The organism is Mucilaginibacter endophyticus (genome assembly GCF_003351025.1).
GTDB classification, from domain to species: Bacteria; Bacteroidota; Bacteroidia; order Sphingobacteriales; family Sphingobacteriaceae; genus Mucilaginibacter; species Mucilaginibacter endophyticus.
On record NZ_QPCG01000010.1, the window covers coordinates 60,452 to 74,787 of the forward strand.

The 14,336-nt window shown below is 40.2% G+C and carries 11 protein-coding genes; 4 read left to right on the forward strand and 7 right to left on the reverse strand.

Going from position 1 to position 14,336, the window contains the following annotated elements; all coding sequences use genetic code 11:
• Positions 1–27: 27 nt before the first annotated feature.
• From DUL71_RS28470 to DUL71_RS28490, 5 genes are all read right to left on the reverse strand, one after another.
• Positions 28–771 carry an SDR family oxidoreductase gene (locus DUL71_RS28470; protein WP_114941214.1) on the reverse strand — a complete coding sequence of 248 codons (744 nt, stop codon included), beginning with the start codon at positions 769–771 and terminating at the stop codon, positions 28–30.
• Between the two features lie 1,024 nt (positions 772–1,795).
• Entirely contained in the window at positions 1,796–2,716 is a 921-nt protein-coding gene (locus DUL71_RS28475; RefSeq protein ID WP_114941215.1) for an IS3 family transposase, read from the reverse strand.
• A gap of 2 nt (positions 2,717–2,718) precedes the next feature.
• Complete coding sequence (locus DUL71_RS32215) at positions 2,719–2,886, reverse strand: hypothetical protein (protein ID WP_161964532.1); 168 nt, start codon at positions 2,884–2,886, stop codon at positions 2,719–2,721.
• 789 nt (positions 2,887–3,675) lie between these two features.
• Entirely contained in the window at positions 3,676–4,584 is a 909-nt protein-coding gene (locus DUL71_RS28485; protein ID WP_114941217.1) for an alpha/beta fold hydrolase, read from the reverse strand.
• A gap of 610 nt (positions 4,585–5,194) precedes the next feature.
• The gene (locus DUL71_RS28490) at positions 5,195–6,343 is read right to left on the reverse strand and encodes a GDSL-type esterase/lipase family protein (RefSeq protein WP_114941218.1); all 1,149 of its coding nucleotides are present in this window, start codon (positions 6,341–6,343) and stop codon (positions 5,195–5,197) included.
• An 837-nt stretch (positions 6,344–7,180) separates the two neighbouring features.
• Here DUL71_RS28490 and DUL71_RS28495 point away from each other — a divergent pair.
• A complete protein-coding gene (locus tag DUL71_RS28495) occupies positions 7,181–8,041 on the forward strand; it encodes a hypothetical protein (RefSeq protein ID WP_114941314.1) in 861 nt (286 codons plus the stop codon).
• 443 nt (positions 8,042–8,484) lie between these two features.
• Here DUL71_RS28495 and DUL71_RS28500 read toward each other — a convergent pair whose 3' ends face one another.
• Together DUL71_RS28500 and DUL71_RS28510 are read right to left on the reverse strand one after the other, a co-directional pair.
• A complete protein-coding gene (locus tag DUL71_RS28500; protein ID WP_208645675.1) occupies positions 8,485–9,378 on the reverse strand; it encodes an SDR family oxidoreductase in 894 nt (297 codons plus the stop codon).
• 238 nt (positions 9,379–9,616) lie between these two features.
• Entirely contained in the window at positions 9,617–10,315 is a 699-nt protein-coding gene (locus tag DUL71_RS28510; protein ID WP_114941220.1) for an SDR family NAD(P)-dependent oxidoreductase, read from the reverse strand.
• A 274-nt stretch (positions 10,316–10,589) separates the two neighbouring features.
• Between DUL71_RS28510 and DUL71_RS28515 the strand changes: the two genes are divergently transcribed.
• The 3 genes from DUL71_RS28515 (at position 10,590) to DUL71_RS28530 (ending at position 14,223) form a co-directional block, all read left to right on the forward strand.
• Entirely contained in the window at positions 10,590–11,039 is a 450-nt protein-coding gene (locus DUL71_RS28515; protein ID WP_114941221.1) for a winged helix-turn-helix transcriptional regulator, read from the forward strand.
• A gap of 1,308 nt (positions 11,040–12,347) precedes the next feature.
• Complete coding sequence (locus tag DUL71_RS28525) at positions 12,348–12,935, forward strand: sigma-70 family RNA polymerase sigma factor (RefSeq protein ID WP_114941223.1); 588 nt, start codon at positions 12,348–12,350, stop codon at positions 12,933–12,935.
• Positions 12,936–13,077: 142 nt separating this feature from the next.
• The gene (locus DUL71_RS28530) at positions 13,078–14,223 is read left to right on the forward strand and encodes a FecR family protein (protein ID WP_114941224.1); all 1,146 of its coding nucleotides are present in this window, start codon (positions 13,078–13,080) and stop codon (positions 14,221–14,223) included.
• Positions 14,224–14,336: the final 113 nt, after the last annotated feature.

Sequence of the window (14,336 nt, forward strand, 5' to 3'; positions counted from 1 at the left end):
CCTGACTTCGGCTCATTTTGACCAATATTAATTTGCTTTAAGCCAGTCATCAAAAAGGATCGAACCGGCCCGAAACTCACCAAGCGGAACCAACAGATTTTTTGGGATGTCAAAAAACATATATTTGTCCTCATCGTTCGGAATAAGAACCTTGCTGTCACCTTTATGAGTAAGATATCTTTGGACAAAATCCGTCATTGACGCACGTTCAGCACCAGCGATCTCCACAGTTCCGTTTTTAGGTTTTTCCAAGGCCAGCTTTACGACGAGATCTACGACATCGGCAGCAGCGATCGGCTGGTACTCAACGGTAGAAATATTCACTTCCGTGTCGTTACCCTGAACCGCAATTAAAGTCGTGATATGCTCATGAAACTGGGTAGAACGAATAATCGTGTAAGGGATCCCGGAACTTTTGATGTTATCTTCTTGTTCTTTCTTAGCTTTGAGGTATCCAATATAGGTAGCGCGGTCTGTCCCTACGATCGACAGTACTAGGTGGTGTTTAACGTCTGCTTTCTTTTCCAACGCGGCAAGATTCTTTCCTGCGGCCCTAAAGAAATTCAATGCCGTTTCATCATCCGGCGACGAAGAATTGGACAGGTCTATAACCACATCCGTACCATCCAGCGCCTGTTCCAGGCCCTCGCCAGAAACAACGTCGATACCTTTTGAGGGTGATCCAATGATCACTTCATGACCTGCTTCAGTCAATTTTCTGCTGACGTCCTTGCCAATCAGTCCGGTCCCTCCAACTACTAAAATTTTCATAAGTGCTATAACTTTTTATTATCTCAATTAGCGATCACGATGTACTCCTTTGATCAAGATTTTCGGTCTGAATGAGAACATTACAATAGCGATCGCTTTATTTAAGCAAAATAAAGGATCCTGTGGATAAAGGTAATCATCCAAGCTTCAAAAACATGGCCATCCAGAAGGAAACCATAACTGGTAATCTGTGGACGGCCGGGAATTACTTTTGATGAAAACTTATTCCTGTTATTTGGCAAGTAACCTAAATTCAATCACAATCATGAAATAATCTTATCGACAGTTTAAACGAATCCCGTTTTCAGAAATTCAAAAAAAACGCCATATTCTTGCTATATTTCATTCAAATTGTCATTAAAAGGAGTTTTTAGTATTTTAGCTTTATAAGGCCGCCGCCAATATTTTAATACCCCTATACGGCCTTACATCTACCTTAGGGCCGCCTGCAAGACGGGCTTTTTTTAGTGCAACGCCGAAATCCTTATAATTTAATAACGTTTGTATATCAGGTTATTTTAATAGGGGTATTAAATAGCCAATTGTGGCCATGCTTTTACAAAGCATGGCTTCTTCATAGCTTCTTCTGGGCACAAACCGGCTTAATGGTGGATATTCCGGAAGACATGACTAGGCCATTCCGTGCGCATTGGAGCTCCAGGTTGTGTAAGCATTTAAGAAAATCGCAATTGGTAATCAAAAAATCTACGATGGTCAAAATGTTACGGAATTAGCTGTTTGCTAATCCGTGACAGGGTGGTCAATGACTCCGGAATGTCCAATCAGGTGTCTCGTCCTGGTTTTACTTGTCGTTTTTGAATAGTAATACTGGAATCAGTTTACACCGATATTCCCTAGTCCTGATTTTACTTTACAAGGGTACGCTTTTTATTTTCTTAATAGCTGAAAGCTTTCCCCTTATTGTTATTATTGACGTGTTAGGATGTGGGAAACTCCTTCAGTTTTCCATATCCTAATGCGTTTTTCTTTTTTTGCTTCTTTTTTTCTTTTTGCCCACACGCTCTCAAGTGTTGATAACCTGATTTTCCTCCTTTCCTTTTTTAGGGCGCGAATATCCCTTCCAACGCTTTTGAATTTCACCAGACATGCCATGTGCTTGGTCCGGCGTATGGTAATTCAAGCTTGCATGAGGGCGCCGCTCGTTGTAATGGCCAATGATCACTGCGATACTTTTCTTTGCCTCCTTGTGGTTCTGATAAACCTTTTTAGGAAAGAATTCATTCTTGATAATCCCATTAACGCGCTCGGCAAGCGCATTTTCATAGGGGCTTCCACTTTGGGTCATACTGATCGCGATCCTATCCTCGTTTAACAGGGCTGTATAATTCTGAGAGCAATATTGTATTCCACGGTCAGAATGATGGATCAGGATAAATGGAGATATCCGTTTTCTACTGTCTAATGCCATCTCCAGGGCTGCAATGCAGCCAATTGCTTCCAGACTGGGATGCAGGGCATATCCAACGATCTTTCTGGAATAAGCGTCTGTGATCAGACTCAGGTAACTGAAGCCTTCCAGTGTACGTATATAGGTGATGTCGCTCACCCAGAGCTGCTCAGGTGCTGACAAGGATAGATGCGCAATCAGGTTAGGATACTTTCTTAGCCAGTGATGGGAGTCTGTTGTTTTAACTATGCGCCTTCTCCTGCGGATCAATAGTCCATGAAAGCGTAATAGGTCATACAGCAAGTCCCGCCCCATCTTTATCTCATGTTTTTCCATCTCCGGAATGAGCAGATGCAATAGTTTTCTGGTTCCCAGCATAGGAACAGCAGCACGGAACTCGCCCACCAGTGTCAACACAACCATATGTGCTATACTCGTCCTTGCCGCATTATGATGAGCTAAGTAATAAGCCTGACGGCTGACACCAAACAGTGCACAAATAGCTACCAGGGTATATTCTGGTCGCTTTTGCCGCATTCTTAAGACCGTTTGGTACCACGCTTTTTTCGGATCTTGATATGAAGGTCACTTTCCGCTACTTCGATCATTGTTTCCAAAGCAAGATTCTTCAATTGGGATAGTTCTAATGCTTTGGTAAGCTCATGTATTTTCTTGATGAGTAACCTTGATTCCTGACTTTGGGTCATCCCTGGAAGCGCTGAAGAGTTGTCTGCATTTAGCAAAGTAGTCAAATTAAGCTTACCAGCCCATGCTTTTATCGTGTTTCTTGGAACCCGATATTTTCGACTTGCCCCCAGGCAACTGATCATCCCGGTTTTATCTCTTCAACGATCTTAATTTTAGTTTTTTCTTCGACCTTGTCAAATGGCTTACGTCTCACGACAGCCGCTACTTTCTTTTTCTTCCCTGGAATTGCTTTCATTTTCTTGTCTTTAGTGACAAGCTATATCAGGACAAGACACATCCTTGGTGATAAACCCCAGTTCTACTTTACTAAAGACTTTTAAAAATTTTCTTCTTGAAGACTCCTTGAGTTATGCAAGAAAGGCTTCAGCCTCCTCCGTAATTTCTACTTCATACTTTTTCATTAATATTATAAATTTATAATTTACAAAGACCAGCAAAGGTTTCCACATTTGGAAACTTTTGCTAAATTAATTTTAATGATTATTAGGCATTGTGGATATTCCGGGGCTGTTGATCAACGTGTTCCAGAAAAGACCCAAATTAACAAGTGTCGCACTTGTTAAATGAACCTGATACGGTTCAATATGTAGATTTCGGGAGTTCCAACTGGGCTAAACACGAACAGCTTGATGCAAATGTTACAAGTTTTCTGCTCCTATTTGTACTGGGGTTCAAGCCCAGTACAGTACTAAAAGCAAGCGACCAGCCTGGGCAGAGTTCCATCTTATTGCTCGGGAATTTTAATACTGTAACAAATTCGCGAAGGGCTTTCTATTCATTTATTGCATTCAACCAAGAACAAAGGTTTCTTCCAGCCAATTTTGACATGCAAGATTAAAGGCCTTCGGTTGCTCAATCCACGGCATATGCCCGCTTTCCTTAATAATCACCAACTTTGAGGAGGAAATGTTTTCATGTATACGCTGCGCCTGTGAGATCGGGTCACACATAAAATCATCTTCGCCTGAGATGATAAGTGTCGGAACGGTGATATGATGAAGTTCGGGCAGTAGATTTTTGGTTTGAAAAGCTGCCTCCTGTGTGTACTTTAGTACATCGTCATTACATTCCATTTTATTAAAGGCTTCTTTTGCAAGTTCCGGCCTGTAAAAATAAAAACCTCCCGTAACGTCAATGATTTGCTTAATAGTCATTTGAGCTTTAGCCGGACTTCTCATGAGTTCACTGGCACGGTTATAGTATTCAGGATGACTTGTATAATACGGCTCATTTTTTTTCTTAGCAATTCTCCGGGACATTTCAGCAAACCTTAACTCATCTTGTGCCGCTATAGCATCAATAGCAATGATGCCATACAAGCGTTCATCGCAGGCGATACCATAAGCTAAAGCTTGGTGTCCAGCGCCGGAGTGCCCTGCCACAAATATTTTCGGTTGCTTTAAGAATTTGCGCAGTGCTTCTATATCTGCTATAAAGTTTTCCAAACTGTATAGGGAGGGATCTTTCGGACCCGTAGATTTTCCGCTATGCCGCGTGTCGAAATAGACCACTGTGCAAAAATCTTCAAGAGCGGTTAGAGGCATCATATAATCTACTGACGGCCCCCAACCTGGTGAAGGAATAAGCGCTACCGGACCATTACCCCGAATATAACAGTGCATGGTAAAGCCATTAATGTAAAAAAAATGTTCACCTTGTTCTAATGCGGGTGACGAACTGTCAATTGTAAGCTTCATATAAAATGTGTTATTCTAACTAGGAATGATTAAGTACAATGTTAAATATTGGGGGTAATGCCCTATATCCCCTAAATAGGGGATATAGGCTGTTAAAAGCAAACGAACCGTGAATCCCGTTACGGTCGCTTTTCAACTATATTATTTATAGTGTTCTTAAGATCCGTTTTACGTTACCACCTAATTCATACCAGTTGTGCCAGGTGCGATGTTTTGAAGCCTTTCAGCTCTTGCATTTTATTATTTTGAATTTTATTAACCCAATTTGCATCCGCGATCATAGGTTGATGCACATTTTGACATACTTAGAAAGTCTCTGACTAGGGTCACGGCTCCAAAGGAGCACCATTACGGTTTACTGTAATTAATTATAAAATGCATCGTGAGCATCGCATCTTGGAATAAATGATGCAATTCATTTACACTTAATCAGGATAAACTTCGCGTAAAATGACCAGGTGGCCCCTAATAATCTACATAAAATCACTCCAAGATGAAGCAAACGGCGATTCGTAAGGTTAGTGAGATTCACGGGATAGCGAAGGGTTCACTTTTAATAACAAAACCAATCAGGCCGTCGAACACAGCCGCTTGGTATACTAAATTTACATTAATTGACCGAGAATTTTTCAGCGTAAGAGATAGTTCGTCTGTAACAAGTCATTGATCCTCTACCGTTTTCCGAGGATATATACGCGCCGGTCGTGCTTTTCAATGAAACTGTACCGTCAGGGTTTTGGACCCAGTCAAATCTTTCCGAATCTGTAATAGCATTTTTATTGCATCGTATCGATGCAGTGCCATTTTCAGATGAGACATATTTGCCTTTATTCATCAGCGCTATTTTTCCATTGCCCGCGTCAACAACTGTATATTTTTCCCATCCTGATACACCAGGGCGGTTGCAGGTCATCGGAGCCTGTCCGTTTTCACTGGATGCGTAGGCTTTGTTATTACCTTTAAAGCTGACTATTGAGCCAATCGGTGCATTACTGACAACGGCTACCTGGGCAATCACCGCTTTAAAAACAGGGTGATTAAGCACTGTATTAAGAATAATTAAATGACCATTATTGTTTACATGAATCCCATCTCCATATGCCAGAGACTTCTGGATAGTCAGTGACGAGGTACTTAGGAAGCTGAAATAGTCGTCAGATTTGACACCGTAGATAGCCTTGATTTGCGTGCTGACATCTCTCAACTTTTGCCTGCGTGCGGAGTCTGTAAAATCACGCGGTTGAGTACCAAATACCATATAATTAATTTTGGCGGAATCCAATAAATGTACCATCACGGCAAAATTACTAAGCACCTCGCTGCCAGCGAAACCCTCGGCAATATCATTACTTGGATACGTGATCATAACCAGGTCCGGACGATAAGATAGTGCTTTTGTAATGTTCCTGGCAGTGTCCGGGCCGGGTCTGCCTGTTTTTTTGAAACCTGTAGGCACCCCTTGGTAACTGGTTAATCCTCCCTTTGCCAGGTTTATATAATTAATTGGACGAGGATTGTTCGCAGTACGCAATCGTAAACGGTTTACCCAAGATGAGTCAATTGGTGTGGCACCCATTCCAGCGGCCGTCGACGCACCTATGATCACGATAGTAACCGGGCGAGGTGAGGACGCGAATTGTTTGTTTGATACAGAAAGGCTTTTTATGTTGCCTTCGATAGGTTGCTCTTGTGCTGCCTTTTTACAGCCGAAGGTGGCCACTGCAAACAGTGTGGCCAGAATGAGAGATTTGTTTTTCATAGTTAAATTTTATACTGTAAACATATCACCGACATGCCGGTCCTAAAATTCCTAACACTTCAAATAACCCGCAATGAACATTTGGTAAAAAAACGAATTGACCGTTTATTCACGGGGCTTTGTAATGATTGGTCAGCACACCTATCTTATTATTTATGAAAAAAATCTACCTTTTTTGCCTGAGCTTGCTTGGGGCACCAGCGGGAAGTTTTGCACAAAGCCCCGTTATGGTCGGTTCAGGAAGCTATGCATCCTTTCCACCGGCTCGAGTCGACACTGTTGTTGTCGCCTATTTTATGGATAGGAGGCCATTCATGTAGCTGATGACAACAAGAGCGTTCCCATTCCTACAAACGACCGGTGGACCGACTTAGTCGCTAGTGGCACCAAAACTGGTGCCTTATGGTCACATCCGATAGTGGTTGCCCCTTCAAATGCAGGCATTAATGTTCAATTTCCCAATAAGCTTGTCGCTAGTGGGGGAGGCTTGAACATGACTTATGGCGGCGGGATATATGTAAATACCGGTTTTAAAGCGGTAGATGCCGTAGCGAAAAACTGGTCAGATTGGCACGTGACAATGTCTGTTGTTTACAGTAGCAGGACGCGGAGCATGAAGGTGATATGCGGCATGGTGTGCCCTAAGTGGATCGAGACGCACGGCATAACTCCAACTTTCAGTTACGATCAGGATGCGGCGTATGTATCCTGACGGCACGACAGTGGGGTTTCCGACAAACAGGTCTTTTATAATTCAAAACGAGTTCTCTAACCTTTTTCGGGGATATGATCGTGGAATTTTACAGCCTTAATTTGCACAATACAGAAAAAAATAACATGAAAAACAAATTAATCAAATCCAGTTCTATTCTTGTTCTTGCTTTGGTGATTGGCCTTACATCTTGTTCAAAAGATAACAACACGCCTTACGTCCCTCAGCCGTCGGCGTCAAATGCGTCTATTCAGTTAGCAAACAATGATAAGTTTGGCAGCATTTTGACTGATAAAAATGGACGTACCTTGTACAGCTTTGCTGTTGATGCTGCCGATAATTCAAATTGCAACGGAAACTGTTCAATTACATGGCCTGTCTTTTTTGACGCAAATCTAACACTGGGAACTGGTCTTAAACAATCTGATTTCGGTGTCATCACTCGCGACGATAACAGCAAACAAATTACATACAAGGGATGGCCTCTCTATTACTATTCTGGCGATGGCAAAGCAGGCGATATTAACGGCGACGGAGTTGGTAAGACTTGGTTTGTTTCAAAACCGGATTATACGGTGATGCTGGCTAATCAGCAGTTAGTTGGTGCCGATGGCGTATCATACGACAGCCACTACAAGCCAGGTAAAGAAGTCGTCCAATACATTACAGATGATTATGGCAGAACACTATATAGCTTTATATTAGATAAGGCAAATACGAACAATTTTACAAAAGCAGATTTCAGCAACGATCATGTTTGGCCTATAGATCAGGTATCAAAGATATTAAACGTTCCATCAATTTTAGATAAATCAAAATTCGGATCGATAAACGTATTTGGCAAGCCACAATTGACGTTTAACGGCTGGCCTATGTATTTTTATGAAGACGATAATGGCATCAAGGGAAACAACAAGGGGGTAAGTGATGGACCGGGTGCCTGGCCGGTTGAAAATGCGACAACTATCGCGGCCCCGGCTAATTGATTTGAATCAACTAAGTATAATACAGGTAAGCAATGCTTACCTGTATTATTAAATCGAATCTAAATTTATCACAATTCAAATCCGCAGGAGTACATTATCAAAGCCTGTCGATAAAGTATACCTGCCTGTGCTAAGCAAATTCATCAATCGTATCTGAATTCCTGTTGGGATCTGGATAAATGAGATGTTGCTTTAGCAGATAAGTCACATCAACTTTCATTTTTCATCATTTTAGTAGCATTATGTCGGCTCTCCAAGAGGGCTTCTTGAATTAATAATACCTTTTGTATACAATGCTTAAGCCGATTTTACAAGTTGATTTATTTCACAATTTCTATGCAGCATAAATGCAATGACTGGGTTGGTCGGCAAATATTTTCATGGCAGCGTTGAACATTACGACCTGATTCGGCGAAAAGGAAGATGCTGCACCTGCACCGTGTTCATTTGGAACTGACGGCATGCTGAGCAAGGATGCTATTGGTATACTCCCTGAAAGTGATTGGTTTTCTGTTTATTAATCGCTCTAAGTCATTTGATTGACCTTCAAATTCACCTTCATCGATTGCCACTACCCAGCTTTTGAGGAACTCGGCCACATGACGAGGAACTCCTTTATTAATAAGCTTATCGACATATTCCTCTGCGGAAATAGAAGTAAAAGAGATGTTTTTTTCGGTAACTTCAGTAATGATCTTTGCAATGTCAGAAAAGGAAAGAGACTCGCTACCACTCAGAATGTAGGTTTTTTTCTCATGTCCAGGCGTCGACAGTATAACCGCATGCGCTTCTGCCAAATCATTTCTTGTCGCGGGTGCCATTTTTCCGTTGTTGGCAGGAACCTTTATGCCATTTCGATAAGGATCGGAATCGTAATAAATCGATAAGATGTCCGTAAATGGGGGATGGTATAAAATGGTATAATCAAGTCCTGAAGATTTAAGTACCTGCTCTGTAAAAAGATCCGATTCGGTAATTTCCGGCATAATCCTTTCTGACCCTTCCTTACGAATAATGGACATGTATACCACGTGTCTGACACCAGCCTGGCGTGCAGCTGTAATTGCATTAAAATGCTGGGTGTTACGGTCTGAGAATGCTGTCGCGCTTGTAAGCATAACTTTGTCAACTCCTTCAAACGCTTCAAGAAGTGAATTGTAATCAGAATAATCACCCAAGCGCACCTCGATACCTTTGGCCAGCAATTCTGCGGATTTTTCCTTGTTTCGAGATAGCCCGACGATTTGGCTTGCGGGTACGCCCTTTTCCAACAAATGTTCAACTGTGCGTTTTCCGATTACGCCTGTTACACCTGTAACTAATATCTTTTTCATCATTTTATCTTTTAATTTGTTTTATTCTGCATCAAAATATTTAAATGTCAATTGTTAATAGTAAATATCAAGATCTTGCCTTTGCATTATATCTGTATAGACATCGTTCGTAATTAAGTTATATAAACCATTTATTGCGAGTAGGTTACGATGAATTAAGCGTTTAAATCTTCCCCCCTTTTTCAATAAGATCCTCAGGTCAGACGTATTTTTTAAGCTCTTGTCTGTACTCATCTTAAGATCAAAAAGGTGCCTGATTCAACTTTGCAATGGCTGCTTTGGGGTCCGAAAGGTAGTCGGCGTGTTGCTTGCCGGCATCCCCGATGTATAATTCATAACGATCTTCTTGCAGTCCATTATAAATATTCCTGGCTACGACCATTGGCGAAAGACAATTTTGGTTACTGCTAACTTCCTTAATAGCGTTTGTAGGGATCTGCGAAGGTAATACCTCGAAAACTTTTATCCGCGTACCAGATGACAATGTTAAACGCAAAGCCACCGAATGTGAATGCAATGCTGCTTTAGAGTCTGAATAAGTCGGCAAAACTATCATGGGATGAAATGCCACATTAGCAGTAATATTGACTATTGCTGCTTGCTCTTGCTTTTTGAGCAATGGCATCAGGGATTCGGCTAGCCTGACAGGGGCAAAGTAGTTCGTTTCAAATTCGGCCCTCGCTTTGTCAACCGCATTGGCTCGTTCACCAAGTTTGTAGGTGAAGCTTAAACCAGCATTATTCACTAATATGCTCAGGTCTTTGTAAAAATATTCCAATTTCGCAACCAGATTTTTTACTGAAGCTGAATCGGTCAAATCACAGACTATATAATTAATGCCCAAATCATTCGCAGCTTTGTTAAGGTTTTCGGCGTCACGGCCGCATATAACAACCCTGTTGCCTTTTTCACTGAATAACTTAGCGATCTCATAACCAATTCCTGAGCTGCCTCAAGTAACCAAAACTGTTTTATCTTTGATGTTCATAATGCGTTCTTAATTTGGTGTTTGTTATTGATTTAATTCAATGTGTTTAAATGAGTATCAGCTGAACAAAATTGAAGATTACGGCTTGCCTACAATTCAGATGGTATTATGACATAACATTTAGTAAAGTCCTAATAATATTATTAAATTTGCTTGCACTTTGCAAGTGAGCAAAGATAAATTATTTAGCTTGCAAATTGCAAGTAAAATTTAATATTTTTAAGTTATGAAAGAGATTCAGCATCGATCAAATTGTCCGATATCCTATTCGTTGGATTATTTAGGCGATAAATGGGTTTTATTAATATTAAGAGATTTGATTTTTACGAGGAAGTCGAGTTATGGAGATTTTTTAGCTTCTGAAGAGAAGATTGCAACCAACATACTTGGAGACCGCCTTAAGTTATTGGAAAAAAATGGTTTTGTCGAGTCAACAGTTTCACCTGAAAAAAAGAATAAATTTCTTTATAGGATTACAGAAAAAGGAATTGATTTGATCCCGGTAATAGTTGAACTTATGCTATGGGGATCAAAGTATAATCCTCAGGGAGGGGGCGAATTGATCAGGAAATTACAAAAGGATAAGGCGGGCGTAATTCGAGATTACAGGGAAAAACTTCTGCGCCGGCTTAAGGAGCAGGCTTTGCAAGAAAACGGTCAAGCGATGTCTCAATAACAATATCGTTTGAATGGACGTGTCACACCGTTGTTTTTTATTGCAGTTAGTTTAATTAACAATATACTGTCATTTCAAGATTCAGAGCACGGTTACGCAAATAAAAAGAATTTTCATTTAGGCAACTATTTTTGTCAAGTCAACAAAGGAGCAGAAGATTTCCAGGCGACATTCCTGAGGAATCATTTTAGGTGACAGGACTTGTTCTATATTTTAAATCTGATACATTCGTCCACACCACCCGTCTTTTTCAATTGCTGCTAACCACTTGCTTTTTCCCCCTTGTTCTATTCATCGCTAAACTTATTATCTCAAGAAATTTCCTTTTTGAATTTTTCGTTTAGCCGGACAAACCCTGGTTTTGTATTCGACATAGGGGAAACCAGGACACCCAAAAAACGAGGAGGACGTGCTTTCCATGAAAGGACGATGGCGTTATCGCTTTTCCATTAGTGTCCGGCAGTGTAAATCAGGCCCTTGTGCCCCTATAGTATTACGTGACATTCTTTTGATGGTTAATTCAAGGTTTCTTCCCATCGGATTGTTTCTTATGGCGAGAGGATGTTGATCAAGTAGATTTACTAGCGCGGTCGAGGTCTATTTTAGAATACTTGATGTCCATGATACTTATTTTGTCGTTAAGCGATACCTAAAACCAGGTTTGCTCATGAATTGATGCGAATAGAAATTAAAAAGCAAATTTAAAGCTTGTTTAAAGCTTGTAACGGTAGTTGAAATCACCAAATCTCTCGGGATATCCAATTTAGTCAACTCAACCATTTTATAAGGCTTTATCGATAAATGTATATCGATATGGACGGTAAAATGTTCTAGGTTGAACCGATTGAATTTTTTTCTTTCAAAAATAATGTCGGCAAATCGGAGTTGTAGTTGCATCATTGCGACCGGTCAGAAATCAATTGTACACCGAGAATAACGAACACACGAATTATATTTAACCGGTTTCGCTTGGACTTATATTGACTTGTCCTATCAATTTGTAACAAAAAAGAAATGAAGACATTCCCGTTAATTAGGAATGCAATGATAATGCATTTGAAATTTTATATTGACCAATTCCCTATGCCATATGATAAAATATTGATAATTTCGTCTTGCCTTATATTTAAAGTGTAGATTACTAACGATTTCAATATCGATTTTACCTGTATAACCAATTTATGCCATGTCAATTTCCATTTCTAACATTGATTGTCGTGATGATTAAACTATCAGCATCTGTCTAAGAGATTTTTAGCAGAAAATACATTTTAATTATACGGTAAAGTAAAAACAGACAAACTGGAAATGTCTTATTCAACCCTGAGTGATTCTGATCTTCTTATCCAATTAAGACTTGGGAAAAAAAGTGCATATACCGAAATTTACAACCGTTATTGGAAAAGATTATTATTAGCCGCCTGGAATCACAGTCGGGATGAACAGATAGCTCAAGATATTGTACAGGAAGTATTGATCGACTTATGGGAAAAGCACCATGCCTACGAGATCGAAAATCTTTGCGCATTTCTAATGACTGCCGTAAAGTTTAAGATTTTCAAAAACTACCAGAAGGAAAATCGGCGAAACTTGCTTGCAAAGGAGAATTACAATTTCAAGGATGTTTACCTCGAAGAACAAAATATTGATGCCCGCTTTCTCCAACAGATAATAGATGGCATTGTAGAAGAGATGCCGGAACGGTGCCGCCTCGTTTTTCATTATAGCAGGAATATGGGATTGAAAAATGAGGAAATTGCAAATCAAGCCAATATCACAAAAAAAACTGTTGAAAATACATTGAACCGATCACTTAAGATTATACGTGCGCAGCTGAAAAACCTTGGAATTCCTTTTGTCCTGATTATTAAATCTTTCTTTTACTTTTTTAAATAATTTTTTCTCTTCGATAGGGTGTGGTTGCCATTTCATGGGAACTACATATAAAACCAATATGAATCTCTTTATGCTACTTCCTATACCGCAAAAGGTAGGTGGTAGAATCAATTGATCAGCACCTCATATTAACAATGAAATAATGGATTTAAAAAAAATTAATGAACTGATCAAAAAGTTCATTGAGGGTACAGCGTCACAAAGCGAAGAAGATTCGCTGATGGAATGGTACCGGGGCATTGCATACCGAGATAGCGAGTTCCCGATAGCTGAACGGGACGTTTATGAAGCGATGCGGAAAAAAATAGAAGAAGCAGCAAGTAATACCCGGGTCATCAATTGGAAGAAATGGTCTTTAGCGGCATGCCTTTTCCTGGTAGCTGGTTTCGGAATAACAAATTACTGGAATAAGCAAAAAAAACAGGATGAAAATTCGTTAGCAATACATGGCAGGGATAAGCCAGGCCAAAAACGCATAACATTGACCTTATCAACGGGCATTACGATTTCATTGACAGGTGCGCATGATGGTTTAATAGCTTTAGACGGAAATACGCAAATAGTCAAACCAAAGGATGGTCAGCTTACCTATAAAGCTATCAATTTAAAAGTGACACAGAAAACCGGAAGAATCAGCACAAATAAAAACGGTTTTAATATACTGGAAACGCCTGCCGGAGCTCAATTTTTGATTATCCTTCCAGATCACTCTAAGGTATGGCTCAATTCATCTTCAAGTTTAAAATACCCTAATAATTTCGATAATTTAAGTGAAAGACGCGTGGAACTGACAGGCGAGGGTTATTTTGAAGTGGTGCATGATCAGAAAAAGCCCTTCAAAGTAGCGACGGAATCCTCACTCACCGAAGATATAGGTACCGAATTCAATGTATCTGCATACCATAATGATGGTTTTGTTAAAACCACCTTAGTCAAAGGCGCCGCAAGCATATCTGCAGGTGGATCCAAAACTTTACTAAGCGCAGGCCAGCAAGCCATCTTTAAAGATGTCTTAAAAGTCTCGAACGTGAATGTTGAGAACGAGATAGCGTGGAAAAACGGGTTCTTTCAATTTGATAACATGAAGTTAGAACAAATCATGAAAGTCCTGGGGAGATGGTATGATTTCGAATATTCATTTACCGACGAAAGCCTTAAAGATACCCCTTACGGAGCAGTAATTGCCAATTCTTCCAGTTTAAGCTCGCTTTTAGAATTGCTTGAAAAAATTGGCGACGCAAGATTCGAATATAAAGAAAACAAAGTTACTGTTTACAGGAAACATTAAAGCAACAGAAGAAGAAACACAATTAACCTAATTATGACCAACCAAAACCCTAAAGCATGAGAGAGAAAAAAGTACCAACCTAAAAGAAAAACTCCAGGATATCAGAGCAAATC

Coding starts and splice junctions, on each gene's coding strand:
- DUL71_RS28525 (WP_114941223.1), top strand. CDS start 12,348: ATGTCTTATTCAACCCTGAGTGATTCTGATCTTCTTATCCAATTAAGA.
- DUL71_RS28515 (WP_114941221.1), top strand. CDS start 10,590: ATGAAAGAGATTCAGCATCGATCAAATTGTCCGATATCCTATTCGTTG.
- DUL71_RS28490 (WP_114941218.1), bottom strand. CDS start 6,343: ATGAAAAACAAATCTCTCATTCTGGCCACACTGTTTGCAGTGGCCACC.
- DUL71_RS28475 (WP_114941215.1), bottom strand. CDS start 2,716: ATGCGGCAAAAGCGACCAGAATATACCCTGGTAGCTATTTGTGCACTG.
- DUL71_RS28470 (WP_114941214.1), bottom strand. CDS start 771: ATGAAAATTTTAGTAGTTGGAGGGACCGGACTGATTGGCAAGGACGTC.
- DUL71_RS28530 (WP_114941224.1), top strand. CDS start 13,078: ATGGATTTAAAAAAAATTAATGAACTGATCAAAAAGTTCATTGAGGGT.
- DUL71_RS28500 (WP_208645675.1), bottom strand. CDS start 9,378: ATGATGAAAAAGATATTAGTTACAGGTGTAACAGGCGTAATCGGAAAA.
- DUL71_RS28485 (WP_114941217.1), bottom strand. CDS start 4,584: ATGAAGCTTACAATTGACAGTTCGTCACCCGCATTAGAACAAGGTGAA.
- DUL71_RS28495 (WP_114941314.1), top strand. CDS start 7,181: ATGAAAAACAAATTAATCAAATCCAGTTCTATTCTTGTTCTTGCTTTG.
- DUL71_RS32215 (WP_161964532.1), bottom strand. CDS start 2,886: ATGACCCAAAGTCAGGAATCAAGGTTACTCATCAAGAAAATACATGAG.